Annotated in this window: 17 protein-coding genes; 5 read left to right on the top strand and 12 right to left on the bottom strand. The window is 69.5% G+C overall.

Going from position 1 to position 23475, the window contains the following annotated elements; translation table 11 throughout:
- Window positions 1–26 precede the first annotated feature (26 nt).
- From DEIMA_RS01750 to DEIMA_RS01720, 7 genes are all read right to left on the bottom strand, one after another.
- Window positions 27–851, bottom strand: a complete 825-nt coding sequence (locus DEIMA_RS01750; protein WP_013555513.1) for a hypothetical protein — start codon at window positions 849–851, stop codon at window positions 27–29.
- Window positions 852–924: 73 nt separating this feature from the next.
- Complete coding sequence (locus tag DEIMA_RS01745) at window positions 925–2445, bottom strand: FAD-dependent monooxygenase (protein ID WP_013555512.1); 1521 nt, start codon at window positions 2443–2445, stop codon at window positions 925–927.
- Window positions 2442–3065, bottom strand: a complete 624-nt coding sequence (locus tag DEIMA_RS16645) for a TetR/AcrR family transcriptional regulator (RefSeq protein ID WP_013555511.1) — start codon at window positions 3063–3065, stop codon at window positions 2442–2444. The genes DEIMA_RS01745 and DEIMA_RS16645 overlap by 4 nt, the downstream gene beginning before the upstream one ends.
- Before the next feature lie 435 nt (window positions 3066–3500).
- A complete protein-coding gene (locus DEIMA_RS01735) occupies window positions 3501–4283 on the bottom strand; it encodes an APH(3') family aminoglycoside O-phosphotransferase (protein ID WP_043816370.1) in 783 nt (260 codons plus the stop codon).
- 305 nt (window positions 4284–4588) lie between these two features.
- Window positions 4589–5200 (bottom strand): hypothetical protein, encoded by a 612-nt coding sequence (locus tag DEIMA_RS01730; protein ID WP_013555509.1) that lies wholly within the window; start codon window positions 5198–5200, stop codon window positions 4589–4591.
- Between the two features lie 110 nt (window positions 5201–5310).
- Window positions 5311–6216: a cation diffusion facilitator family transporter gene (locus DEIMA_RS01725; RefSeq protein ID WP_013555508.1), complete on the bottom strand. Its 906-nt coding sequence runs from the start codon at window positions 6214–6216 to the stop codon at window positions 5311–5313.
- Window positions 6217–6433: 217 nt separating this feature from the next.
- Window positions 6434–6835 (bottom strand): MarR family winged helix-turn-helix transcriptional regulator, encoded by a 402-nt coding sequence (locus DEIMA_RS01720; protein WP_013555507.1) that lies wholly within the window; start codon window positions 6833–6835, stop codon window positions 6434–6436.
- A gap of 152 nt (window positions 6836–6987) precedes the next feature.
- On the opposite strand from DEIMA_RS01720, the gene DEIMA_RS01715 reads away from it, so the two are divergent.
- Window positions 6988–8169: an MFS transporter gene (locus DEIMA_RS01715; protein WP_013555506.1), complete on the top strand. Its 1182-nt coding sequence runs from the start codon at window positions 6988–6990 to the stop codon at window positions 8167–8169.
- A gap of 169 nt (window positions 8170–8338) precedes the next feature.
- On the opposite strand, the gene DEIMA_RS01710 is transcribed toward DEIMA_RS01715, so the two are convergent.
- Entirely contained in the window at window positions 8339–9853 is a 1515-nt protein-coding gene (locus DEIMA_RS01710) for a sensor domain-containing diguanylate cyclase (RefSeq protein ID WP_013555505.1), read from the bottom strand.
- Window positions 9854–9963: 110 nt separating this feature from the next.
- Here DEIMA_RS01710 and DEIMA_RS01705 point away from each other — a divergent pair, with 110 nt between their 5' ends.
- From DEIMA_RS01705 to ppdK, 3 genes are all read left to right on the top strand, one after another.
- On the top strand, window positions 9964–11850 hold the full coding sequence (locus DEIMA_RS01705; RefSeq protein WP_013555504.1) for a PAS domain S-box protein: 1887 nt from the start codon (window positions 9964–9966) through the stop codon (window positions 11848–11850).
- 152 nt (window positions 11851–12002) lie between these two features.
- On the top strand, window positions 12003–13205 hold the full coding sequence (locus tag DEIMA_RS01700; protein ID WP_013555503.1) for a Gfo/Idh/MocA family protein: 1203 nt from the start codon (window positions 12003–12005) through the stop codon (window positions 13203–13205).
- 1022 nt (window positions 13206–14227) lie between these two features.
- Window positions 14228–16873, top strand: coding sequence for a pyruvate, phosphate dikinase (gene ppdK, locus DEIMA_RS01695; RefSeq protein WP_013555502.1), 2646 nt, complete (start codon window positions 14228–14230; stop codon window positions 16871–16873).
- Window positions 16874–16903: 30 nt separating this feature from the next.
- Here ppdK and DEIMA_RS01690 read toward each other — a convergent pair whose 3' ends face one another.
- From DEIMA_RS01690 to DEIMA_RS01675, 4 genes are all read right to left on the bottom strand, one after another.
- The gene (locus tag DEIMA_RS01690; RefSeq protein WP_013555501.1) at window positions 16904–17758 is read right to left on the bottom strand and encodes a pyruvate, water dikinase regulatory protein; all 855 of its coding nucleotides are present in this window, start codon (window positions 17756–17758) and stop codon (window positions 16904–16906) included.
- 171 nt (window positions 17759–17929) lie between these two features.
- Window positions 17930–19858 (bottom strand): RCC1 domain-containing protein, encoded by a 1929-nt coding sequence (locus DEIMA_RS18130; protein ID WP_013555500.1) that lies wholly within the window; start codon window positions 19856–19858, stop codon window positions 17930–17932.
- Between the two features lie 425 nt (window positions 19859–20283).
- A complete protein-coding gene (locus tag DEIMA_RS01680; protein ID WP_013555499.1) occupies window positions 20284–20940 on the bottom strand; it encodes a hypothetical protein in 657 nt (218 codons plus the stop codon).
- Complete coding sequence (locus DEIMA_RS01675; protein ID WP_013555498.1) at window positions 20937–22340, bottom strand: selenium-binding family protein; 1404 nt, start codon at window positions 22338–22340, stop codon at window positions 20937–20939. Before DEIMA_RS01675 ends, DEIMA_RS01680 begins: the two co-directional genes overlap by 4 nt.
- 171 nt (window positions 22341–22511) lie before the next feature.
- Between DEIMA_RS01675 and DEIMA_RS01670 the strand changes: the two genes are divergently transcribed.
- Entirely contained in the window at window positions 22512–23462 is a 951-nt protein-coding gene (locus DEIMA_RS01670) for an ABC transporter substrate-binding protein (protein ID WP_013555497.1), read from the top strand.
- The last annotated feature ends 13 nt before the right edge of the window (window positions 23463–23475 follow it).

The raw sequence follows: 23475 nt of genomic DNA, 5'->3' as shown, positions 1-23475 counted from the left end.
TCGCGCACGTGTGGGTCAGGCGCGCGTCAACGGTCGGGCAGGACGTACCGCGCGCCGTTCCAGCGCACCACCTTGTCCGCGTCGCACACGAGGTCCAGGTACCCATGCGTGCGGGTGCTCAACACCCCGAACCTCGAGCAGCCCACGTCGTCCGGCAGCAGCGTCCGCCCCTGCGCGTCCTGCACGCCGCACCGCACCATGGCCCACCGCGACCAGTACGCGCACGTCATCGTCTCGGCGGCGCTGCTCCCACCCAGGTTCACGCGAAACACGCGGTCACGGTCATCCTGCCGAAAGTCCGCGCCCCGCACGGACGGCTGCGCGAACAGCTCCGGGATGGTCTGCTTCGCCGCCACGCTCAGCTTCCCACCCTGGTACGCGTACAGCACCTGCGCGCCCTCCGCTTCGTGCCGAATGCGGATCACCGGACGGCCCGCCAGCGTCTCGAGGACCGCCGTCTCCCAGCCGGGCACGCCCGCAGCGACCTGCACGCGCCCCCCCGCGTACGTCACGACCGTGTACATCGGGAGGCCACCATTCGCGGTGGGGTCCACTGTGGCGATCAACGCGTCCGGTGTGCCGTTCCGGTCGAGGTCCGCCACGGCCTCCAGCATGACGCTGTCCCCGACGTTCAGCCGCGGGAACGTCTCGCCGGGCGCCGCGCGGAACAGAGCCGCGGGCGTCCCCTTCTGGAAGTCCACGGTGACCACGGGCCTGCCATTCAGCGTGACGCTCAGGTGATGCTCGTCCGTCACGCGGTACTGCACGGCGGCGCCCGCCTGGGCGACGCTCAGGCTGAAGGCCAGCGCGCCCAGCGTCCGGCAGCGCGCCCATAGGTTCTTGAAGGCCATGCCTCAGTGTAGCCAGCGGGCCATCCGTGCGTTCGACCACAGTGGCGCTGAGGAGAGGTCCGGACGCGCGGCATTAACGCGCTGGTTCCGGCGGGAACCAGCGCGCCGCGTACGCGTCCAACGCCGGCACGGTCGCACCCGCGACCGCGAGGCCCACGTACCCGTCGGGACGCACGAGGTACGCCGCGCCCTCAAGCAGGCCCGCCCGCCGAGCCTGCGTGCCGCAGGGGAACACGCGCAGCGGCACCTCCCGCCGCGCGCACCACGCCAGAAGTTCCGGGTGCGGCGCGCCGTACACGTGCACCTGCCACGCGAGCGAGCGGAGCGCGTCGTGGTTGCTGCCGCCCGCGTGCGGCACCCACGGCAGGCGGTCCCCGCCGCGCACCCGGCCCGCCCGCCCCACACTCAGGGGGCTGCGCGGGTAGTGCAGGCGCGTCTGCGACACCGTCAGGAACAGCGCGCGCCGGACCGCCCGCGGGCGCGTCACCCCCCGCAGAAGCGCCGGCAGTATCCGCACGCGCACGGCCCGCGCGACCGGGCCACGCTGCACGAGCGCCGTGAAAACGCGGTCCGTCGTGCGCACCAGCGACACGGCGAACGGTCGGCGTTCCGCGCCGTACGTGCCGAGCAGCGCTGCGGGCGCGCCGCGCCGCACGTGCGCGAGTTTCCACGCGAGGTTCGCCGCGTCACCCAGGCCGGTGTTCATGCCCTGCCCGCCGACGGGCGTATGCACGTGCGCCGCGTCGCCCAACAGGAATGCGCGGCCCACTTGGAACGCGTCGGCGACGCGGTGATGCACGCGGTACGTGCTGAACCAGTGCACGGCCTCCACGCGCGCGAGCCCCTGCGCTTCCAGCGCCCCACGCACCTCACTGAACCCCGCGTGGTCGGGCGCGCCCGGCGGGAGCCGCCCGGCCACGCGGTGCCGGTCCCGGCCCGGCAGGGGAAAGCACGCGAGGAAGTCATCGTCGCTGAGGCTGAGGTTCACGTCGTCGGCGCGCAGACGCCCGCGCGCGGTGATGTCCGCGACGTAGAAACGCTGATCGTACGTCCCGCCGGACAGCGGCACGCGCAGCGCGTGCCGCACGGCACTGCGACCGCCGTCGCACCCGGCGACGGCGGTCGCGCGGACCTCCTCGGTGCGCGCCCCGCGCGTGAGCGTGACGGTGACGCCCGCATCGTCCTGCGCCACGCCTGTCACCGCCGTACCCCACTCCACGCGCACGCCGAGCGCCCGCAGTTGATCGACCAGCAGGTGTTCGTTCTGGTCCTGCGTGAGGATGTACAGGTACGGGTGCGGCGTGACGTCCGCCGCGAGGCCGTTCAGGCGTACCGCTGCCCGCTCGCGCCCCCGCACGAAGACGTTCAGGCGGTCGAAGTGCCGCCCACGCGCCCGGGCGGCATCGCCGAACCCGAGCTGATCATAGAACTCCAGCGTGCGCGCCTGAACGGCAATGGCGCGCGTCTCCTGCACCGGCCCGGACTTCGGGTCGACGATGCGGACCCGCACGCCCAGGCGCGTGAGCCACACCGCGAGGAACAGACCGGTCGGACCGGCACCGGCAATCAGGACGTCCAGAACGGGGGGGGTCATGGGGGCGCTCCTGGAAGAGCGACGCTGCGGAGGTACAGGTCAATCAGGGCCGCGAGGGTCGCCGGGGATGGGGGGGTGGGGGGCGCGTCGCCGAACAGGCCGTCGAGCGCGACGTAGCTCATGAGGGGGCCGACCAGCAGGCGCGCGCTGAGGTGCGCGTCCGGCGCGTGAATCAGGCCGCGCTCGTGCGCGTCCACGAGGTACCGCTCTGTCAGGTCGATGAGCCGGGCGGGCAGGGCCTGCCGCAGCGTGGCGCGCAGTTCCGGCAGGTGAACGGCCTCGCCGATCAGCAGGCGCAGCAGCGCAATGGCGTCCGCCTGCAGCAGGTGCGCCGTGACGCGCGTGGCCAGGGCGAGCAGCTGCGCGCGGAGGTCCTGAAGGGTTGCGGGGGCGGGCGGCTGAGCGTCGAGGGCCAGCTGCCCGAGTTCATGCGTGATGGTGGCAGCGAGCAGTTCGGGTTTGCTGCGGTAGTACGCGTACAGCGTCTGCTTGCTGATGCCGGCCGCTTCGGTGATGGCGTCCGTGCTGGTGCGGGCGTAGCCGTGCTGCAAGAAGAGGGTGCGGGCGGCGCGGAGGATCTGCTGGCGTTTGGCGAGGGTGCGCGGGGAATCCGGGGTCATCTCACCTCGATTCAAACTGAACGGTACGGTTTGATCGTGCGCTTCGGCCTTCCGGTTGTCAAGGTGCGCGGGCACCTGCGCCGCCACAACAGTGCAGGTCCGCACAAGCTTGGCGAAGTCCCACGAAGAGCAGGACGCTCCCTCCGCAAACCCAGGCACGAATCTTCGTGAACCGAGCGTCTGACAAGAAAGTGCGGAGGGCGAGGCAACGAAGGCCCTCTTCATTCATATGAACGGCGAAGAATGCTCTCAAATGCTCGGAAACAGACTATCCCCAGGTCAGCTGGGGCCCCGTAAAATAGCGCCGCCTGCCTGCGCAGAAGCGGAAAGGGTCACAGGATTGACCGAACCGCACGAAAGGAGCAGGCACGCCCCCCGGCACCATGAGCCCAGACCCTTCATGATCCTCCGGCACGTCTTGGGCGGCCTCGCTGATCAGAAGAATTCATCGAGGAGACGATAGAACCGCAGTTTCTCCTCGTCCACGTGCTCGCGCCCATACGCTTCCAGAAACACCTGATCGACCCCCTCACCGTAATCGGACGCCAGGCTGCCCGCCGCGAGCGCGAGATCCATGTGACGGTCCGCAACTCCCGCGCGCCCCACGTCAATCAAGCCCGCCAGCTCCCCATCCGCCACCATGACGTTGTGCACGTACGCGTCCCCGTGGGTGACCACGAGGTCCTCGTCGGCAGGGCAACTCTGTTCAACGTCGTTCAGCAGGTCGGTGGCGCGGCGCCCACGGCGCTCATCGTCGAAGTCGTCCTCATCCACGAGGCCACGGCGCACGCGCTCGCGCGCGTCCGCGAGCCGGACACGCAACCGCCGGTCGAACGGGCAGTCATGCACCGGCAAGGCGTGCACCTCGCGCAGCGCCCGCGCGAGCAATTCCGCCGCGCGTCGAGGGTCCCGTTGCAGGGCTGGGTGACTCATGTCCGTGCCGGGCAGGCGCTCCACCACCAGGTACTCCACGTCGTCCTCGACGTGGTACGCCACGACGTCCGGCACGCGCACACGACCGGCGAAATACCCCAGGCGCTCGCGTTCGCCGCGCAAGGTGTCGAAGTCGCCCGAACGTTGCCGTTTCAGCACGAAGCGCGACGAGCGGTACACGTCGGCGTCACTTTCGCCCACCGTCACGGGTTCCCAACGCTCGCCGGACAGCATCGCGCGCAGGGAGGCAGGCAACGTCAAGTTCGTTACGTTGGGGTCGCTCACAGCGCGAGCATACCGGTCAGACCCGCAGGCGATTTTGCGAGTTTGAAGGGTTTGATGCTGTACGGCACAAAGGACCTCAGTTCTGCCCCACCCTCCGAACCGAGCCTGCTGAGTGCCCTTCACCAGCGGCATCCAGAGGGCCTCCTTCGCTGACGCGTGAAGGGGGCGGGGATGGTGGCTTGCCGGGCGCCTCCTGCCCTGAAGGTGGAATGGTGGAGACACCGCTCGCAGGGGTGACAGGGATCCGGCGCCTCATCCGCCGGAGTGAAGCGGCGCAGGGTCGTCAGCCGCAGCCCTGCGCCGCTTTACTCTGGATCGACGTCGTCCCAGTCTGCGGTGACGTCATCCCATTCGGCCGTTTCCGTCGTTGCAGGTGCGGCGCGCACCGCATGCTCCCGCACCTGTACGGCCTGCGCGGCGCGGTTCAGGTCGCTCATCAGCGCGGCCGGGTCCCGGGGTGCGGCGCGCGGTGTGCCGCGCAGGCGCGTGAGCAGACCACCCAGCCGGTCCGTCGACTGGGGCGCGCGCTGGTCGAGGGCGCGGGCGAGCGCGAACGTCGCGGCAATCAGGTCCGTGAGCGCCTCGGAGCGTTCCACGTGGTACGCCGGCGTGGCCTGCAGCAGGTCATCGAACGGGTCGGGGTCCGCGACGAGCGGCTGGCGCTGCAGGTGCTCGATATGCCGCAGTTGCGGCAGGTCGCTGGTCAGCGCGAGCACGGCGCCGCACCGCCACACGCGGTCGGCGTTCACGCCGATGGCGTTCAGGGGGGCGCTGCGGACCACGTACAGGTCCAGGTGCGTGTGCGGCGCCAGGACGCACATGTGCTGCGCCACGCGGTACAGCGCGTCGGAGGACGTGCCGGTCAGGGTCACCAGTGAAACGGCGGGGGCGGGGTGCTCGGCGGACGGGATGGTCATGGGGGACTCCGGGGGCGGGAACGACGGCCTGTCCACAGTGTGCCGCACTTCAGTGAGGCCTGGCGCGTGCGGCGACCACGTGGGGCGGTGCTGGGCTGTTTGGGCGGCCCTCAGACCACTTCGTCCGGCGTGAACCGGCACGTGGCGGTGCCGCGTTCCACCTGCAGCGTCGGGTGTTCGATGCCGAAACGCTCGTGCAGGTCGTGTTGCGCGGCGGCGTAGAACGCGTCGTCAGGGGCGCCGCCCGGCATGATCAGGTGCGCGGTGAGGGCGGTTTCGGTGGTGCTCATGCCCCACACGTGCAGGTCGTGCACGGCTGTCACGCCCGGAAGGGTGAGGAGGTGTTGTCGCACGGCGTTCAGGTCAATGCCTTCCGGGACGGCGTCCAGGGCGAGGTTTACACTGTCGCGCAGCAGTCCCCAGGTGCCCGCCAGGATGACGAGGGCGACGATCACGCTGATGACGGGGTCCAGCCACGCCCAGTGCGTCCAGGCGATGAGTGCGCCGGCCACCACCACGGCGAGTGAGACGGCCGCGTCGGCGAGCATGTGCTGGTAGGCGCCGCGGAGGTTCAGGTCGCCTTTGCGGCCGGAAGCGAACAGCGCGGCGGTGGCGGCGTTGATCAGGATGCCTACAGCGGCGACCCAGATGACGGTGCCGCCCTCGACGGGGGCGGGGGCCGTGAAGCGCCGGGCGGCCTCGACGAGGATGGCGCCCACGGCGATGAGCAGCAGGACGGCGTTCGTGAGGGACGCGAGGATGCTGGTGCGCCGCAGGCCGTAGGTGTAGTGCGTGGTGGGGCGGCGTCGGCTGAGGGTGTGCGCGGTCCAGGCGATGATGAGGCCGAGGACGTCACTGGCGTTGTGGCCGGCGTCGGCGATGAGGGCGAGGGAGTGGGAGAGGAGGCCGTACGTGAGTTCCAGCAGGACGAAGCCGACGTTCAGGGTGATGCCGATGGCGAAGGCTCGGCCGTAGTGGGTGGGGGCGTGGCTGTGTCCGTGGTGGTCGTGGGCCATGTCGGCGTCCTTTCGTCGTGGGTGGGGTGTGGCGGGTGGTCGCCGCGTGGGACTATACCCAGAATATATGAACATCTGTTCAGATGTGAGTAAAACTACCGGTTCGAGAACCGGTCCTGGGAAGCTGCTGTGGCCGCGAGCCTCGGCGCCGGCAGGTGGCCGGGGAGGAACAGCGCGGTGAACGCACCGCGCTGTTCCTCCCCGGCCGCTCTGGTGGTTAGTCGTGTGGTGTGGCGGTGCTGGGGGTCCAGAGGGCTTCCAGAGTGTGCTGGAGCGTCGCGCGCGCGCGGGCGAGTTTGGTCAGGCCGGCGGGCGTGATTTCGGTGTAGACGCCGCGGCGGTCGGTGTCGCAGAGGTACCGGGCGAGCAGGCCGCAGTCCTGGGCTTCGAGGCGGGCGACAAGCCGGGTGGTGGCGCTCTGGGAGAGACCGGCGAGATCTGCGAGGACCTGCATGCGGTGGTGATGGTCGGGTTTGGCTTCGAGGGCCGCCAGGACCTTGTATTCGCTGACGCTGAGATTGTGGTGCTGCTGGAGCGCGTGTTCAAGAGCGCGGTTGACGGTCTGCCACTCCTGGTCGAGGGTCTGCCAGCGTTGTTCGAGGTCTGTGGGGGCGGTCATAGGTCTCCTGAGTGTCCAGTGTGCGGCATGGAGTTGACAGTGGGGGAAACACAACCTAATTTATTGCACGTGCAAGAATTGCTTGCGCAAACAATAATCGACTTAAGTCCCCTGCGCCACCCAACGCGCAGCCCACCCTCAGGAGCCCCACCATGCCCCCCGCACTCCTCGCCCTCGCCATCAGCGCCTTCGCCATCGGGACCACCGAATTCGTCATTGTCGGCCTGCTCAACACCATCGTCGCCGACCTCCACACCACCATCCCCACCACCGGCCTCCTCGTCAGCGGTTACGCCCTCGGCGTCGCCGTCGGCGCCCCCATCCTCACCGCCCTCACCGGACGCCTCCCCCGCAAAAGCCTCCTCATGAGTCTCATGGCCCTCTTCACCGCCGCGAACGTCCTCGCCGCATTCGCCGACCACTTCACGCTCCTCCTCGCCGCCCGCCTCCTCAGCGCCGTCGCGCACGGCGTCTTCTTCGCCATCGGCAGCACCATCGCCGCCGGCCTCGTCACGCCCGAAAAGCGCGCCAGCGCCATCGCCACGATGTTCGCCGGCCTCACCCTCGCCACCGCCCTCGGCGTCCCGGCCGGCACCTGGATCGGCCAGCAACTCGGGTGGCGCGCCACCTTCTGGGTCATCGCCGCCCTCGGCGCCCTCGCCGTCGCCGCCACCAGTACCCTGCTCCCCTGCGACCTCCCCCGCAGCGCCCCCGCGCGCCTCACCGACCAGGCGAACGTCCTCATCCACCCCCGCCTGCTGCTCGTCTTCGCCATGACCGCCCTCGGGTACGGCGGCACCTTCGTCACCTTCACCTACCTCGGCAGCGTGCTGGAGCACCTCACCGGATTCAGCGCCGACATGGTCAGCGTCCTCCTGCTCGTGTACGGCGTGGCCATTGCCCTTGGCAACGTCCTCGGCGGACGCGTCGCCGACCGCCACCCCGTCCGGGCCCTCACCGCGCTGTTCCTTGCGCAGGCCGCCGTCCTTCTGGCCTTCACCTTCACCGCGCCGCACGCCGTTCCCGCCGTCATCACCCTCTTCCTCATGGGCGCCCTCGCGTTCGCGAACGTCCCCGGCCTGCAGGTGTACGTCGTGCAGCTCGCCACGCGGTTCACGCCCGGCGGCGTGGACGTCGCCAGCGCCCTCAACATCGCCGCGTTCAACCTCGGCATTGCCCTCGGCGCGTTCGTGGGTGGGCTGATCGTGCAGAGTCCCCTCGGCCTGGGGGCGACGCCCTGGGTTGGCGCCGTGTTCGTCACGGGCGGCCTGCTGCTCACCCTGCTGAGCGGCCGGCTGGACCGCCACCGCGCCGCCCCAGCCGCCACCGACTGAACAGCACAGCGCCGCCCGAGGCCCCTGCATAGGGGCCTCGGGCGGCCGTTCATGCCTCCCAAGAGCTCACGTCGGCCTGCGCTCCACCGCCCCGCCGGGAGGCCCCGCGAGGAAGGGAGCCAAAGGACCCACAGGGTCGAATGCGCCCGGCCCCGGCCGGACGGGCCTTTCAGCGGCCGACGGTCTGCAGGGCCCGACGGCGGCGTTTCGTGGCGTACATCCGCTCATCGGCAATCTGGAGGACCGCGGCGGGCGCGTCGGCGTGCCCGCCCGTCGCTACGCCCACCGACGCGCCCAGCCGCGAACGCGTCACGGAACCTGCCGCGAGCACGGCCACGTCCACGTGCTCCAGCACCTCATCCTCTGTCCAGGAGCCCATCAGACGCACCACGAATTCGTCGCCGCCCAGGCGGTACACGCGCTCGTCCGGCAGTTCCGCCTGCAGCGCCGTGGCGAACACCCGCAGCGCGCGGTCCCCGGCAGCGTGCCCTTCGGCGTCGTTCAGGGCCTTGAAACCGTCGAGGTCCACCATCGCCAGCGTGAACGGCGCGGCGACGCCCGCGAGGTCCTCGTCGAACGCGCGGCGGTTCAGGATGCCGGTCAGGCTGTCCTGCCGGGCATCCAGGGCGACCGCCGCGAGGACCTCACGGCGCTGCAGGGCCGCGCGGACACTGCGCGCGGCCGCTTCCAGGAGGGCGCGATCGCTGGTGCGCCACGGCACGCGCCGCGTCTCGCGCGCGCGGACCGCCACCAGCAGGAAGGTCACGCCGCCAAACATCCCGAGCGGCAGCCACGCGAGCGCCTGCACGCCCGCCGCGATCACTTCCGCGCACGCCTGCGGGTGCGTGCCGTACTCGTCCATGTATGCCGGCGTGGACAGGTGCCGCAGCGGCAGCGTCATCCCGCCCGGCCGACCGAGGTGCTCCGTGAGGGCGAGCAGTTCCGCGGGGACGCCCGGACGGAGGTACGCCGTGTGCGCCCGCACGGTGTCCCCCTGGAAGGTCAGCAGGCCGGTCCATTCCGCGTCGATGGCGGAGCCGAGCAGCGCGGACGCGCGCAGCGCCACCTCGTCGGGCGCGAGCGTCAGGTCCGCGAGGGCGTTCACGGCGTCGAGGGTGTGGGCGTGCGCGAGCTGCTGCTGCAGGTCCTCGGCGCGCTCCGCGTGCGCGTTCAGGGTGCGGGCGAGTTCCGCGTTGCGGGCCCGCAACTCCAGTTCCGTCATGGCGAGCGCCGCGAGGTCCTGCAGGACCGTCAGGTCGTCGTCCGTGAGGGGGTGCGGAGCGTCGTCCGCGATGCACAGCGTCCCGATGCGCTGCCCGCTGCTCGTGATGAGCGGCGCGCCCGCGTACGTATGGATGTGCGGCGCGCCCGTGACGAGCGGGTTGTGCTGGAAGTTCGGGTCGATGGTGGCGTCCGGGATGACCATGGGGGCGTCCTGCAGGATCGCCCACGCGCAGAACGAGTGCGCGCGCGGCACCTCCGGACCGTCCAGGCCCACCCCGGCTTTCGCCCACTGCCGGTCGGCGTCCACGAAGTTCAGCGCGACGACTGGCACGCGCAGCAGCCGCGCCGCGAGGCGCGTGATGCGCTCGAACGTCTCCTCGCGGTCCGTGTCGAGGATGCCGTACCGTGCGAGGTCCAGGAGGCGCGCGGATTCGTCAGGGGGCAGCGGCGCGGCCGTCATGGCCTCAACCTAGCGCATGAACTCTGACGCGGCACTGACGCGGTGCAGACCGCGCGCCCGCCGCGCCGCCGGTCAGAGTTCTGAGAGGGTCCTGCCGCTACGCTGAACGCATGATTGAGGCTTCTGCGCTCCCGGACGCGCACACGGAAACGGCCCGCCTGGCGGCCCTGCGGCGGTACGCCGTGATGGGCACCGCGCCCGAACCGGCGTTCGACCGCACGGCCCGCCTCGCCGCCCGGCTGTTCCGCGTGCCCGTCGCCGCCGTCACGTTCCTTGACGAGGACCAGCAGTGGTTCAAGGCGTGCGTCGGCGTGGACCTGCAGACCATGCCGCGCGCCACGTCCTTCTGCGAGCGGGTGCTGCACGCCCCCCGCCCGGACGTGCTGGTGGTGCTCGACACGCAGGCCGACGTGCGCTTCCGGGACCTGCCGGTCGTGGTGAACGCGCCGCACGTGCGCTTCTACGCGGGTGCGCCCCTGACCACCCCCGACGGGCATACCCTCGGGACGCTGTGCCTGTACGACGTGGAGCCGCACGCGGCCTTCACGGACGAGGACCGCGCCGCCCTGCGTGACCTCGCGGAAGGCGTCGTCAGCGAACTGGAGTTGCGGCGCACCCTCGCGGAACAGGCGCAGGAACGGCAGGTGCACGCCGCCGTCATCGACGCCGCGCACGACGGCATGATCCTGCTCAATGATGAAGGGCGCGTCATCGCCTGGAACCCGGCCGCCGAGACGCTGCTCGGGTACACGCGCGCCGAGGCGCTCGGGCAGGACCTCACCGCCCTGTTCATCCCGCCCGAGTATCACCGCGCACACCTGGACGGCCTGCAGCACGTCGTCACGCACCGCGAGTACCGCACGCGCCGCGCGGAACTGCCGGCGCTGCGGCGCGGCGGTCAGGGCTTCCCGTGCGAATTCACGCTGACGCCGTTCGAGGTGGACGGCGTGCTGCGCTTCACGGTGCTGCTGCGCGACCTGACCGCCGCCGTGGCGGCGCGCGAGGCGCTCAGCGCCAGCCACACCCTGCTGCGGACCGTGGTGGACAGCGTGCCGGAGTCCATCTACGTGAAAGACCTCGAACGGCGGTACGTCATGATCAACGCCGCGGGCGCCGCGCAGATCGGCCAGCCCATGGACGCCATTCTGGGCCGCACGAATGAGGACCTGTTCCCGCGCGACGCGGCCACCGCGGCCCGCACGCGCGATGATCACGTGCTGCGCAGCGGCGCGGTCCTCACCTACGAACTCACCGACCAGCTCGGGAACGGCGCGCAGCGGACGCACTGGTTCACGAAAGTGCCGACGCGCGACGCCGCGGGCGGCATCACGGGGCTGGTGGGCGTGGCCATCGACATCACCGAACGGCAGGCGGCCGAAGCGATCATCCGCGCGCACAACGCGCAACTCACCGAACGCGTCGAAGCGGCGCAACTGGAGATCCTGCACCGCCTCGCGCGCGCCGCGGAGTACCGCGACGACGACACCGGCGAGCACATGGGCCGCGTCGCTCTGACCGCCGCCGGCCTCGCCCGCGAACTCGGCCTGAGTGAAGCCGCCGTGCGCCTGATTGAGCAGACCGCGCCCCTGCACGACGTCGGCAAGATCGGCGTGTCCGACGGCATCCTCCTGAAACCCGGCCGACTCACGCCCGAGGAATTCGAGATCGTCAAATCGCACGCTACCATCGGCGCCAACATCCTCGCGGGCGGGCACAGCCCGGCGGTGCGCATGGCGGAAGTGATCGCCCGCACGCACCACGAACGCTGGGACGGCAGCGGGTACCCGCACGGCCTGGCGGGCGAGGCGATCCCCATCGAGGGCCGCATCGTGGCCGTCGCGGACGTCCTGGACGCCCTCACAAGTGAACGCCCGTACAAGCGCGCGTGGTCGTTCGAAGCGGCCCTCGCGGAAATCCGCGCGCAGGCCGGCCAGCACTTCGACCCGCAGGTCGTCGCCGCGCTGGAACGCCTCACCTCCCGCACCGCCGCCGACTGAAGCGGCCCTGAACGGTAGCGCCGCGTACGCTTCGCGCGGCAGCTTCACCTTGCATGAACGCGCGCAGCGCCGCCCTCACGTGCCCGCCCGCGCCGGGTGGTGCAGTGGGCCTGCTGGTCGGCGCTGCACGCGCCCGCCGGGAAGGAGCCCGCATGACGGACCATCAGCCGCTGCACCCCCAGGACACCGCATTCAACGAAGACCGCCGCCAGCTGCTGCGCCTCGCCGGCGGCGCGCTCATGCTGAGCGCCGCCGGGCACGCCGTCGCCGCGCAGCTCGCCCCGACCGAGAAGCCCAGCACGCCGCCGGAACAGCGGCAGCCCGAACCGCCCGGAAAGCGCCTCGGCTGGGCGGTCGTGGGCCTCGGCGAGTTCGCGCTCGGGCAGGTGCTGCCCGCCCTGCGCGAAGCGAAATACTCCCGCCTGACCGCGCTCGTCAGCGGCGACCCCGCGAAGGCCCGCCGCGTCGCCGACCAGCACGGCGTCGACCCGAAAAACATCTACTCGTACGACAACTTCGACAGCATCCGCGACAACCCCGACATCGACGTCGTGTACATCGTCCTCCCGAACGGCCTGCACGCCGAGTACAGCGTCCGCGCGTCCCGGGCGGGCAAGCACGTCATGACCGAAAAGCCCATGGCGACCAGCCCGGAAGAATGCGAACAGATGATTCAGGCGGCGCGCGCCGCCAACCGGAAGCTGATGGTCGCGTACCGCGCGCAGTTCGAACCGCGCCACGTGGAAGTCGCGCGCCTCACGCGCACCCGCGCGTTCGGCAACCCGCGCGCCATCACCGCCGAATTCGTGCAGAACCAGGGCGACCCCGCGCAGTGGCGCCTCGACCGGAACCTCGCGGGCGGCGGGAGCCTCCCGGACATCGGCCTGTACCCGCTGAACTTCTCCCGGTTCGTGCTCGGCGAGGAACCGAGCGCCGTCATGGCGCACATCAGTTCCCCGCCGAACGACCCGCGGTTCCGGGAGGTGGAGGACCGCGTGGCGTTCACGCTGCACTTCCCGAGCGGCGTCATCGCGCACTGCCTGAGCGGGTACAGCGCGCACCGCTCCAGCCGGTTCCGGATCATGAGCGAACGCGGCTGGGCGAGCCTTGACCCGGCCTTCGCATACGAACGCAACCGCCTGACCGTGGGGCGCCGCGTCGGCCAGCAGGAAGGCATTGAGGAACGACAGGTGGAGGACAAGAGCCAGTTCGTGCTCGAAATCGACCACCTCAGCCAGGCGATCTTGGAGAACAAGCCCGTCAAGACACCCGGCGAAGAGGGCCTGCGCGACCACGTGCTGATGCGCGCCATCTACCGCAGCGCCGAGGAAGGCCGCCGGATCACCCTGAGCTGACACCCACAGGCTGCCGCTGGGGAGGTGACAGGCCTTGAACGCATGGGGCGTGCGGAGGCGGCATGCCTCCGCACGCCCCAACGCCGGGGTGACTCGCCGCGCGCTGAAGGAGGCTCGGGGTGCAGGACTTCAGGCTGATCAGCGTGAACAGCGCCATCACCCCCAGAGGGGCGGTGGTCACGGTTTCTACCGTAACCACCGCTGTTCGTTCCCGATTCACACGGCAGCGCGCCTAATACGCAGCCGCGTACGGCGAAGACGTTCTCGAACGGTGGCCCGTTCGCGGGCCGTGTGAACACCCGTCAGCACGCGCGACGGTCGGTCGCAGGCGCGCCACGTGGTGCGGGCCGGTCATCAGCATGGGGAGGTGGATGAGCGGCCCAGCGCAAGACTCGCGCCCGGTGGCACTCCTGGCGAAGGTATGGACGCGCTCGTGTGTTCGCAGAGGTCGTGGGCGTGTACCTCTCGTGGGCGTCGTCAGGGTTGCCGGTCGCCTCGGCGAACAGGCCCTGCAGGCGTTCGGTGGTGTTGGGCGTCGTGCCCACCATTGAGCCTTTGTGCGGTCGCGGTGGTTCCTGCCGGGGCCGAGTGGATTGAGCAGGGGATCGCGCCGGCTGGCGTAGTTGGAGGCGTCACGGTCGTGTGGATGACGGGTGGCTTGCCCCGTGGTTGACGGTGGCGGTAGCGCGGATGCCGTGGTGTGGGTGCAGCGCAGGAGCTCATCCGCAACGGGGGTGATTCGCTGCCGTTCAGGTCATTGGTGGTTGGCGCGGGGGCCGGGCGTGCGCTTGCGCGAGCGCTGTGCCGGTCGGGGCTGCAAGGGTAGGCCTCGCATGAATCCCCGCAGACTGTATGCATTTGTGTATTCACTACACCTGTTTAGTGTTCAAAATACACCGATAATTTATCGTTCCAGATGAAGAATTCAGAAGGTTATGGGCTATACAAACCATGCTTTGCGTCCGCATGCCCCGTAAACTGATGACGCAACTTCGGCAGTACCCACGAAAGGATGGCCACCCATGAACCACGTGTACTTCTTCGACGAGGGCCAGGCAGACTGGAAAGACCTGCTCGGCGGCAAAGGCGCCAACCTCTGCGAAATGACCCGCCTGGGACTTCCCGTCCCTCCAGGCTTCACCATCACCACCGACGCCTGCCGCGCCTACCACACCAACAACACCGTCCCCGACACCCTCTGGGACGAAGTGCGCACGCAACTTCAACGCCTGGAACGCGAAACCGCCAAGCGCCTCGGTGACGCCCACGACCCCCTGCTCGTCAGCGTCCGCTCCGGCGCGAAATTCAGCATGCCCGGCATGATGGACACCATCCTCAACCTCGGCCTGAATGACCACGCCGTCGAAGGCCTCGCGCAGCAGAGCGGCAACCCCCGCTTCGCGTACGACGCCTACCGCCGACTCATCCAGATGTACGGCGACGTCGTCCAGAACGTCCCCAAACACGAATTCGAGGAAGCCCTCGACGACCTCAAGGACGCCCGCGGCGTCCAGAACGACGTGGACCTCACCGCCGCCGACCTGCGTGAACTCGTCGACACCTTCAAAGGCCTCTACCGCGACGGCACCGGCCACGACTTCCCGCAGGACCCCTGGGCGCAACTCCAGGGCGCCGTCCTCGCCGTCTTCCAGTCGTGGGGCAACCGCCGCGCCGTCACGTACCGCCGCCTCAACAACATCCCCGACAGCCTCGGCACGGCCGTGAACGTCCAGGCCATGGTGTTCGGCAACCTCGGCGACGACTCCGGCACCGGCGTCGGCTTCACCCGCAACCCCTCCACCGGCGACAAAGAACCCTTCGGGGAGTTCCTGATCAACGCCCAGGGCGAGGACGTCGTCGCCGGCATCCGCACCCCCCAGCCGCTCAGCGCCCTCGAACGCCTCCTCCCGGAAGCGCACCGCCAGCTGATCGACACCACCCAGGGCCTCGAGCGGCACCTCCGTGACCTGCAGGACTTCGAGTTCACCGTCGAACGCGGCAAGCTCTACATGCTGCAGACGCGCAACGGCAAACGCACCGCACAGGCCGCCGTGAAAGTGGCGGTGGACCTCGCCAACGAAGGCCTCATCACCCGCCAGGAAGCCGTCACGCGCGTCGACCCCGAAGCCCTCAACCAGCTCCTGCACCCGCGCCTGAAACCCGGCCACGGCACCGCCCCCCTCACCAAGGGCCTGCCCGCCAGCCCCGGCGCCGCCACCGGCATCGTCGTCTTCACCGCCGACGAAGCCGCCGAACTCGGCGAAACGCAGGACGTCATCCTCGTCACACCCGAAACCAGCCCGGAAGACATTCACGGCCTCGCCGCCGCGCGCGGCATCCTCACCGCCCGCGGCGGCATGACCAGCCACGCCGCCGTCGTCGCCCGCGGCATGGGCAAACCCGCCGTCGTCGGCGCCGAAGCCCTCCGCATCGACCGCAAGGCCGGCACCATGGCCATCGGCGACACCATCGTCCGCCGCGGCGACACCCTCACGCTCGACGGCGCCCTCGGCGAAATCTACGCCGGCGCCATCCCCACCGAACAGCCGGAAGTCAGCGGCCAGCTCGAAGACCTACTCGCGTGGGCTGCCGAAACCGCCCGCGCCGGCGTGCGCGCCAACGCCGACACGCCCGAAGACGCCCGCCGCGCCCGCGAATTCGGCGCGGTCGGCATCGGCCTGTGCCGCACCGAACACATGTTCTTCGGCGAGGACCGCATCCGCTGGGTGCGCCAGATGATCCTCGCGCACGACGAACACGAAGAGCAGGAAGCCCTCACGCACCTCCTGCACGCCCAACGCGAGGACTTCCGCGGCATCCTCGACGCCATGGACGGCCTGCCCGTCACCATCCGCCTCCTCGACCCGCCCCTGCACGAATTCCTCCCCAGCCTGGAAGAACTCGCCGTGCGCGTCGCCGTCGCCGAAGCGCGCGGCGAACACACCGACGCCGCCCACGCGGACCGCGCGCTGCTCAGCCGCGTCCGCGCCATGCACGAAACGAACCCCATGATGGGCCTGCGCGGCATCCGCCTCGGCCTCACCCGCCCCGCCATCACCCGCATGCAGGTCCGCGCCATCGCCGAAGCGACCGCCACCCTCGAACGCGAAGGCCGCGCACCCAAACCCGAAATCATGATTCCCCTCGTCGGCACCGCCGACGAACTCGCCCAGGCGCGCGCGCAGGTCGAAGTCGTCCTCGAGGAAGTCCGCGCCGAACAACACGCCACGCTCGACATCCCCATCGGCACCATGATCGAAATTCCCCGCGCGTGCGTCACCGCCGGCGAAATCGCGCAGTACGCCGACTTCTTCAGCTTCGGCACCAACGACCTCACCCAGCTGACCTTCGGGTACTCCCGCGACGACGCGCAAGGCAAATTCATCCCGCAGTACCTGCAGGCCGGCATCCTCAAGCACGACCCGTTCGCCACGCTCGACACCGAAGGCGTCGGCGCGCTCGTCCGCATGGCCGTGCAGGCCGGACGCCGCACCAACCCGAACCTCAAGCTCGGCATCTGCGGCGAACACGGCGGCGACCCCGCCAGCGTCCGCTTCTTCCACGATGTCGGCCTCGACTACGTCTCGTGCAGCCCGTTCCGCGTGCCCATCGCGCGCCTCGCCGCCGCGCAGGCCAACGTCGACGCCGTGCAACACACCACCCGCTAACCCACGCTCATCAGGCGCGCCGACCCCACTTCAGGGGTCGGCGCGCCCCTGCTGCGCCGCCTCCCGCCGCGCCGCGCGGCGCTCCATGATCCGCTCGATCTCCGCCGCCGTTTCCTCCACCGCGCGGCCCGTCACGTCAATCACCGGGAACCGCCCGCGCCGGAACACCTCATCCGCGAACGCCAACTCCGCCTGCACCGTCTCCGGGTCCGCGTACTCCCCTCCGTCAGTCGTTCCCAGCTGCCGCACGCGGTTCCGGCGAATCTCAATCAGGGTGCCCGCATCAATCGTCAGCCCGAACACCCGCCCGCGCGGCATCTGAAACACCGCCTCGTTCACTGGCACGCCCAGAATCAGCGGCACGTTCGCGGTCTTGCACCCCCGGTTCGCGAGGTAGATGCTCAGCGGCGTCTTGCTGACCCGCGACACGCCCAGCAGCACGATATCCGCCTCCGCCAGGTGGTCCTGCGCGCGCCCATCATCATGCCGCACCGTCCACTCCATCGCCTCCACCCGCGCGAAATACGCCGCGTCCAGCCGGTGATGCACCGCCGGCGTCGCGCGCGGCGCGAGCCCGAACGCCCTCGAGATCGCGCGCGTCGTGAGGCCCAGCAGGTCCAGTGCCGGCACGTCTGCCTGCGCCGCGAGCCGCTCGAACTGCGCGGCCCAGTCCGCAGTGGCGAGCGTGTACACCAGCACGCTGCGGCGCGCCTGCGCGTCCCGCACGATGCCCGGCAGGTGCTGCGCGTCCGTGACGCCCACGTACCGGTGCAACTTCACCTGCCTCGGCTCCAGGTTGAACTGCGCCAGCGCCGCCCGCGCCGCCATTTCCGCGCTGACGCCCGTCGCATCCGACACGATATACACGTGAAAACGCTCCGTCATGCCGCAGTGTACGGGGCGCATCAGGTGGGCTGGCGGTACCGGCTGCTGCTCCGCTGGCCTCTGGAACCGTGCGGGGCGCCAACCGCGTGACTACACCAAGAGAAGTGCGCCTTCCGTATGGAAGGCGCAGGTTTACTTCAGGCTGGTCTGCCCGAGCTTCCTCGGGGCCATTCAGGGAATGAGGTAGGGGCCAGCAGGCACGTTGGTCTGCCTGTAACGATTATCGCCCCAGGCGACGATCGTGCCGTCCTTCTTGAGGGCCAGGTTGTGCCAGTAGCCTGCGGAGATCGCCACGACGTCCGTGAGGCCTGCCGCACCATCGACCAGACCGTAAGAGTTGTTACCCCAGGCGACGACCGTGCCGTCCTTCTTGAGGGCCAGGGTGTGCCAGATCCCTGCCGAGATTCCCACAACGTCTGTAAGGCCTGCCGCACCATCGACCAGACCGTAAGAGTTGTTACCCCAGGCGACGACCGTGCCGTCCTTCTTGATCGCTACGCTATGCTCATAACCTGCAGCGATCGCCACGACGTCCGTGAGGCCTGCAGAAGGGCTTACCTGACCGTTCCAGTCGGCCCCCCAGCCAACGACCGTGCCGTCCTTCTTCAGCGCCAGAGCGTGGTATCCCCCTGCGGCGATCGCCACGACGTCCGTGAGCCCCTCGGGAGGGGTGCCGTATTGGTTGGAGCCCCACTGGACAACGGTTCCGTCCGCTTTCAGCGCCAGGCTGAAGTTATAGCCACCCGCAATGGACACCACGTCCGTCAGGTTTGCCGGCACGCTTTGAGTGCCTTCGGACCCCCACTGAACGACTGTGCCATCACGCTTGAGCGCGAGGCTGTGGTACCAGCCGGCCGCGGTCATCACGACATCGGTCAGGCCTTCAGGAACGTTTGTCTGACCGTAACCGTTGTGACCCCAAGCGGCGACGGTGCCGTCCGCTTTCAGGGCCACGTTATGCCAGAAGCTCGTGGCGGGGAAGCTCTTGACGAACTGCAGCGCCTGCTGGCGGCCTTCGTTGCCGGCCTTGTCGGCGGCGATGACGGTGATGTCGGGCGTGCCGGTGTACGTGGCCGTCCAGGGGAGCGTCCAGGTGCCGTCCGTGAAGGTGATTTCGCCGACGCCGTTCTGGCCGAATTCGGTGCTGTCGGTGCTGCCGATCAGGGCCACGCCGTCGTACACGCGGACGCTCGCCACGTTGCCGCTGTCGTCCGTGGCGGTGCCGGTGAGGGTGTACGTCTGGTTCGCGGTGACGTCGCCCAGGTTGTTGGACGTCACTTTGGGGGCGTGCATGTCGGCGCTCAGGCCGAGTTTGGCGAACGGAATGCGGAAGGTTTTGCTGAGCGTGAATTTCGTGGCGGTGTCCGGGCCGTTGGCCTGCCAGGCCTGCACGCTGGCTTTCACGAACAGTTCGCTGGTGCTGGTGGTGCCGATGGCCTGCACGCGCGCGCCGAGTTTGCTGCTGCCGGGCAGGACGTTGGCGACGCCGCTGAGCGGTTGGCCGTCGGCGTCGACGATTTCGTAGGTGGGCGCGTCGAAGTCGGTGGTGGGCACCAGGGTGCCTTCGGCGTTCATGACCTTGAGGCGGAGGTCGAGGACGTCCTGGGTGACGACGCTGGTCCAGCCGAGCTTGTCGACGAAGGTCGTCTGGGCGGCGTCAGCGAGCGCGTGGATGTCGAGTTTGAGGGTGGGGGTGGTGGTGATGTCCACGCTGGCGTTGGTGCCGTACGCGAGGAAGGTGCCTTCCACGTTGGTTCTGCCGACGTTCTCGAAGGTGTACGTGCCGCGCGGCAGCAGGACCTGGGCGGTGGGGGTGGCGGTGGTGAGGGTGAGGGTGTCCTGGGCGCCGTCCGGCTGGTAGACGTTCTGGCCGTTGAAGTGGACGAGCTGACCGTGGGCGTCCCGGACCTTGACGATGATGGCGGTGACGGTGCTGGCGCCGCTGGGGTCGGTGGGGAGGGCCTGTTTGCCGAGGGTGGCGAAGGGGGCCGTGAGGGTCAGGGCGGTGGTGCCGCTCGGGGCGGGGGCGGTGGTGGGCTGGCTGCAGGCCGCGAGGGTCAGCGCGAGGGTGGTGAAGAGCAGGGGGGGAAGGCGACGCATGGGGACTCCTGACCAGACGGGAGCTGGTGTGGGGGGTGGGCGCCCTGGGAACCATGGGGGGAGGGCAGCGCCGGCGGGAGTGGGAGGCGAAGCGGTGGGCGCACCACTGGCTCGGCCCGTTCCAGGTGCCCGGATGGAGAACGGGAGTCGTCGCGTCGCTGGTTCAGGCGGGGTGGGGGAGCCTGTGATTCAGAGCTTGATCCTGTGAATCTTACATTGATCTTACACTCATCTTTTTCAGGTGTCATGCCCGAGCGGCTGAGTGTCAGTGTGCCCTGATGTCCCAGGGCGTTGGGTCGTCGCTCATGGAACCCATCTACAGCTCAGAGCGGTCCTGCGATGTGCAGGGACGCTCTGAGCTGTAGATGGGGAAGAGCCCGGCGTGCTGGTGCCTTGAGGCCAGGCGGTCTGCCCCGCGTCGCCGGTCAGCGCCAGACGAGGGCGACGGCGCCCGCGGCGATGAGCGTGAGCGCCCACACCTGATCGAGGTTCACCCACGCGCGGCGCAGCACCGCGAGGCCCACCACCTGATACACGATCAGGGCCACCGCGGTCATGCACGCCAGCATGCTGAGGCTGTGCACGCCGACCGCGGCGAGACCTGCCAGGGTGGACGGGCTCCCGTGCACGTGCGCGGTGTGCGCGCCGTGCAGGGCGTGCGTGGGCGGCGCGCCCGCAGAGAAGCGCAGGGCGAGCGGCACGAGCATCAGGCCGGCGCCGTGCGCGGTGGACATCAGGAACGACCAAAGGGTCAGGTCGCGGAAGCCGACGCGCATGCCCACCCAGCGCGGGTGCGTGTTGGGGCGCGCGAGCTTGTACGCGCCGAACGCGAGGAGGGCGCCCGCGCCGAGCCAGCGCAGCAGGCGCTCATCGAGGACGCTGCCCGCCGCGAGGACGACCGCGACGACCAGCGCGATGGACGCGGCGTGCCCGAGCGCGATGGGGCCGAGGGCGCGGAGGACGGCGGCGCGGGAGCGGTCCTGCAGGCCGAGCGCGACGGCGAACAGCCAGCCCATGGCGGGGTTCAGGCCGTGCAGCGCGCCGAGCAGGGCCAGTGCGGACCAGGCGACGGGGTCGTTCATGGGTTGGGGTAGCAGAAGGAGTCGGAGGAGGCGTCGCCGCCCTGGAGGCGCACCTGGTGGGCGCGGCGTTCGCCGAAGTCCACGTAGAAGTCGGGGTCGACGGTGAGGCCGCCCTGCGGGTCAACGTCGAGTTTCGCGGCCCATCCGCGGATGCCGGCGGGGTAGAACTGCGCGTCCCAGGCGGCGTACAGGGAGTTGGTGACGTACACGCGCTGGCCGTCGCGGCTGATTTCGACCATCTGGGGGCCGCCGGTGAGGGGGGTACCGTCGCGCGGGTGGGGGGCCTGGCGGACGATGCCGCCGAGGTGCACGGACCCGACGAGTTTCGGGTTGAACGGGTCAGTCACGTCGTACTGTCGGAGTTCGCCGGTGCCCCAGCAGGAGACGTACAGGAAGCGGTCGTCGAGGGAGAGGTTGATGTCGGTGATGAGGGGCGGGACGGCGCCGAAGCCCTGCAGGAGCGGGGGGAGCAGGGACGGGTCGGCGGGTTCGGCGGGCACCTCGATGACTTTTTGGGCCTTCCAGTCGTGACCGTCGAGGTACCACACCCAGACGGACGCGGAGAGGTCCTTGAGGCTGGTGACGACGCCGACGAACCCGTAGGTTTTGCGGGGGTCGTGGGCGGGGCGGAGTTCGAGGACCATCTGGTGCTCGGCGCCGAGGTCGATAGTGCTGAGGTGTTCGCGCGTGCGGAGGTTCCAGACGTGCAGGGCGTGGCCGTACCCGCCGGCGAGGAGGATTTCGGGGTTGAGGCCGTCCTCGACCATGTTCGGGGTGCCCCATTCGGAGGTGAGCATGGTGTCGTGGCCGAGGTGCCACCAGAAGTCGTAGGCGAGGTGCTGGGGGCCTCGGTGCTTCTCCCAGGGGCCTTTGATGTCGAAGGTGTTGTGGTCGAGCAGGAAGACGCCGCCGGGGCCGTTGCCGTCGGGGGCGCCGAGGGCGTTCATGTAGACGGCGTCGGGACCGCAGTGGACGGTGTGGGGGCGGCTGTACCCGCTTTTGGCGTGGAGTTCTTCGGGTTCGATGGTTTTGTGGATGGTGGGCTGGCGCGGGTCGGGTTTGGTGTCGATGACGTAGATGCGGGAGGAGCGCAGGCCGGGCACGAGGAGGTAGCGGCGTTCGACGTGCGGGTGCGGCATGGTGGGGCAGAGGGCGGCGCTGCAGGCGTTCCAGCCGAAGTGGTGAAGTTCGTCGCCGGTGTGGGGCAGGTCGAGTCGCCCGACTTCCTGGGTGTAGGTGGGGGAGTCGTGGTCGAGGTCGAGGACGACGAGGGCGTCGGGGGTGTGGCCGGTGGGGTCGATGACGGCGACGTACGCGAGGGTTTCGCGGGGGGCGCTCTGGGCGAGGCTGGGGGAGGGGTAGAAGGTGGGGTCGGGTCGGAAGGTTCTGGAGGTGGTCATGGCGGCACTCCTGTGGGATTGTGAAGTGAGGCTATGTTGACAATCTTTGTCATCTATTAATTGTGCATTGCGCTGCGGGAGGTTTCACATCTTGCGAAGTCGGCTGGACCCGGAGGTGCACAGGACGAAAAACTTGACTAAGTTCATCGGATTACCTAGGTTGTTAGGCGTATGCGACTCCCCCTGCTGCTCGCCACCACCGCGCTCCTCAGCGCCGCCAGCGCCCAAACGCTGACCATCAAACACGACGAAGGCACCACCACCGTCAAAAAGGACCCCAAACGCCTCGTCGTCCTCGACGAAGAAGCCCTCGGCTGGATCTACGCCCTCGGCCTCGGCGACCGCGTCGTCGGCCTCGGCAGCTCCATGCTCAGCCCCACCGACCTCACCGCCAGCGGCAAAATCAAACCCGAACGCATCAAGGGCACCTTCCTCGCACGCGGCAACATCAACAACGCCCGCTTCGTCGGCAGCTGGACCGCACCCAACCTCGAAACCATCCTCGCCCTCAAACCCGACATGATCGTCCGCCTCACCTGGGCCGGCAACCAGAACTACGACAAACTCAGCCGCATCGCCCCCACCGTCGGCTACCGCGAGGACGCCACCGGCTTCTGGAAGACCGGCCTGCGCGACCTCGCCCGCGTCTTCAACCGTCAGGAACAGGCCGAAAACATCATCCGCCAGGTCGCCGAAACGCACCGCACCAACGCGCGCAAACTCCTCAGCGCCGGCGCATTCACCAAATACCCCAAGGTCGTCGTCATCTCCCCGTTCCAGGGCGGCAGCAACTACATCTACACCAAAACCCGCCTGATCGAGGACATGCGCGCCCTCGGCTTCAAGGACGGCCTCAGCGTCAACACTGCCACGCTCGGCGTCGGCGCCGTCATCAGCGACGAGGCGCTCCTCAGCCTCGACAAACGCACCCTCGTCGTCCTGTTCCCCCCCGGCGGTCAGTACAACGGCGCCGCCGCCTTCCTGAACAGCCCCGTCGGCCAGCGCCTCAAAGCGCAGACCGTCGTGTACACCCCCGAAGCCAACAGCCCCTGGTCCGGCCCGCTGGTGTCCATCCGCAACAGTAGCGAAGTCACCAACCTGATCCTCCAGCACCTCAAGTAACCCCACCAACAAG

It is taken from the genome of Deinococcus maricopensis DSM 21211, from assembly GCF_000186385.1.
GTDB lineage: Bacteria > Deinococcota > Deinococci > Deinococcales > Deinococcaceae > Deinococcus_B > Deinococcus_B maricopensis.
Note: the sequence above shows the minus strand (reverse complement) of the source record. Positions and strands in the feature narration are given on the sequence as shown.

Excerpts from the sequence above, each read along its gene's own strand:
- DEIMA_RS01750 (WP_013555513.1), bottom strand. The coding sequence starts at position 851 with ATGGCCTTCAAGAACCTATGGGCGCGCTGCCGGACGCTGGGCGCGCTG.
- DEIMA_RS01705 (WP_013555504.1), top strand. The coding sequence starts at position 9,964 with ATGATTGAGGCTTCTGCGCTCCCGGACGCGCACACGGAAACGGCCCGC.
- DEIMA_RS01690 (WP_013555501.1), bottom strand. The coding sequence starts at position 17,758 with ATGACGGAGCGTTTTCACGTGTATATCGTGTCGGATGCGACGGGCGTC.
- ppdK (WP_013555502.1), top strand. The coding sequence starts at position 14,228 with ATGAACCACGTGTACTTCTTCGACGAGGGCCAGGCAGACTGGAAAGAC.
- DEIMA_RS01700 (WP_013555503.1), top strand. The coding sequence starts at position 12,003 with ATGACGGACCATCAGCCGCTGCACCCCCAGGACACCGCATTCAACGAA.
- DEIMA_RS01720 (WP_013555507.1), bottom strand. The coding sequence starts at position 6,835 with ATGACCGCCCCCACAGACCTCGAACAACGCTGGCAGACCCTCGACCAG.
- DEIMA_RS01675 (WP_013555498.1), bottom strand. The coding sequence starts at position 22,340 with ATGACCACCTCCAGAACCTTCCGACCCGACCCCACCTTCTACCCCTCC.
- DEIMA_RS01680 (WP_013555499.1), bottom strand. The coding sequence starts at position 20,940 with ATGAACGACCCCGTCGCCTGGTCCGCACTGGCCCTGCTCGGCGCGCTG.
- DEIMA_RS18130 (WP_013555500.1), bottom strand. The coding sequence starts at position 19,858 with ATGCGTCGCCTTCCCCCCCTGCTCTTCACCACCCTCGCGCTGACCCTC.
- DEIMA_RS01715 (WP_013555506.1), top strand. The coding sequence starts at position 6,988 with ATGCCCCCCGCACTCCTCGCCCTCGCCATCAGCGCCTTCGCCATCGGG.
- DEIMA_RS16645 (WP_013555511.1), bottom strand. The coding sequence starts at position 3,065 with ATGACCCCGGATTCCCCGCGCACCCTCGCCAAACGCCAGCAGATCCTC.
- DEIMA_RS01710 (WP_013555505.1), bottom strand. The coding sequence starts at position 9,853 with ATGACGGCCGCGCCGCTGCCCCCTGACGAATCCGCGCGCCTCCTGGAC.
- DEIMA_RS01670 (WP_013555497.1), top strand. The coding sequence starts at position 22,512 with ATGCGACTCCCCCTGCTGCTCGCCACCACCGCGCTCCTCAGCGCCGCC.
- DEIMA_RS01730 (WP_013555509.1), bottom strand. The coding sequence starts at position 5,200 with ATGACCATCCCGTCCGCCGAGCACCCCGCCCCCGCCGTTTCACTGGTG.
- DEIMA_RS01745 (WP_013555512.1), bottom strand. The coding sequence starts at position 2,445 with ATGACCCCCCCCGTTCTGGACGTCCTGATTGCCGGTGCCGGTCCGACC.
- DEIMA_RS01725 (WP_013555508.1), bottom strand. The coding sequence starts at position 6,216 with ATGGCCCACGACCACCACGGACACAGCCACGCCCCCACCCACTACGGC.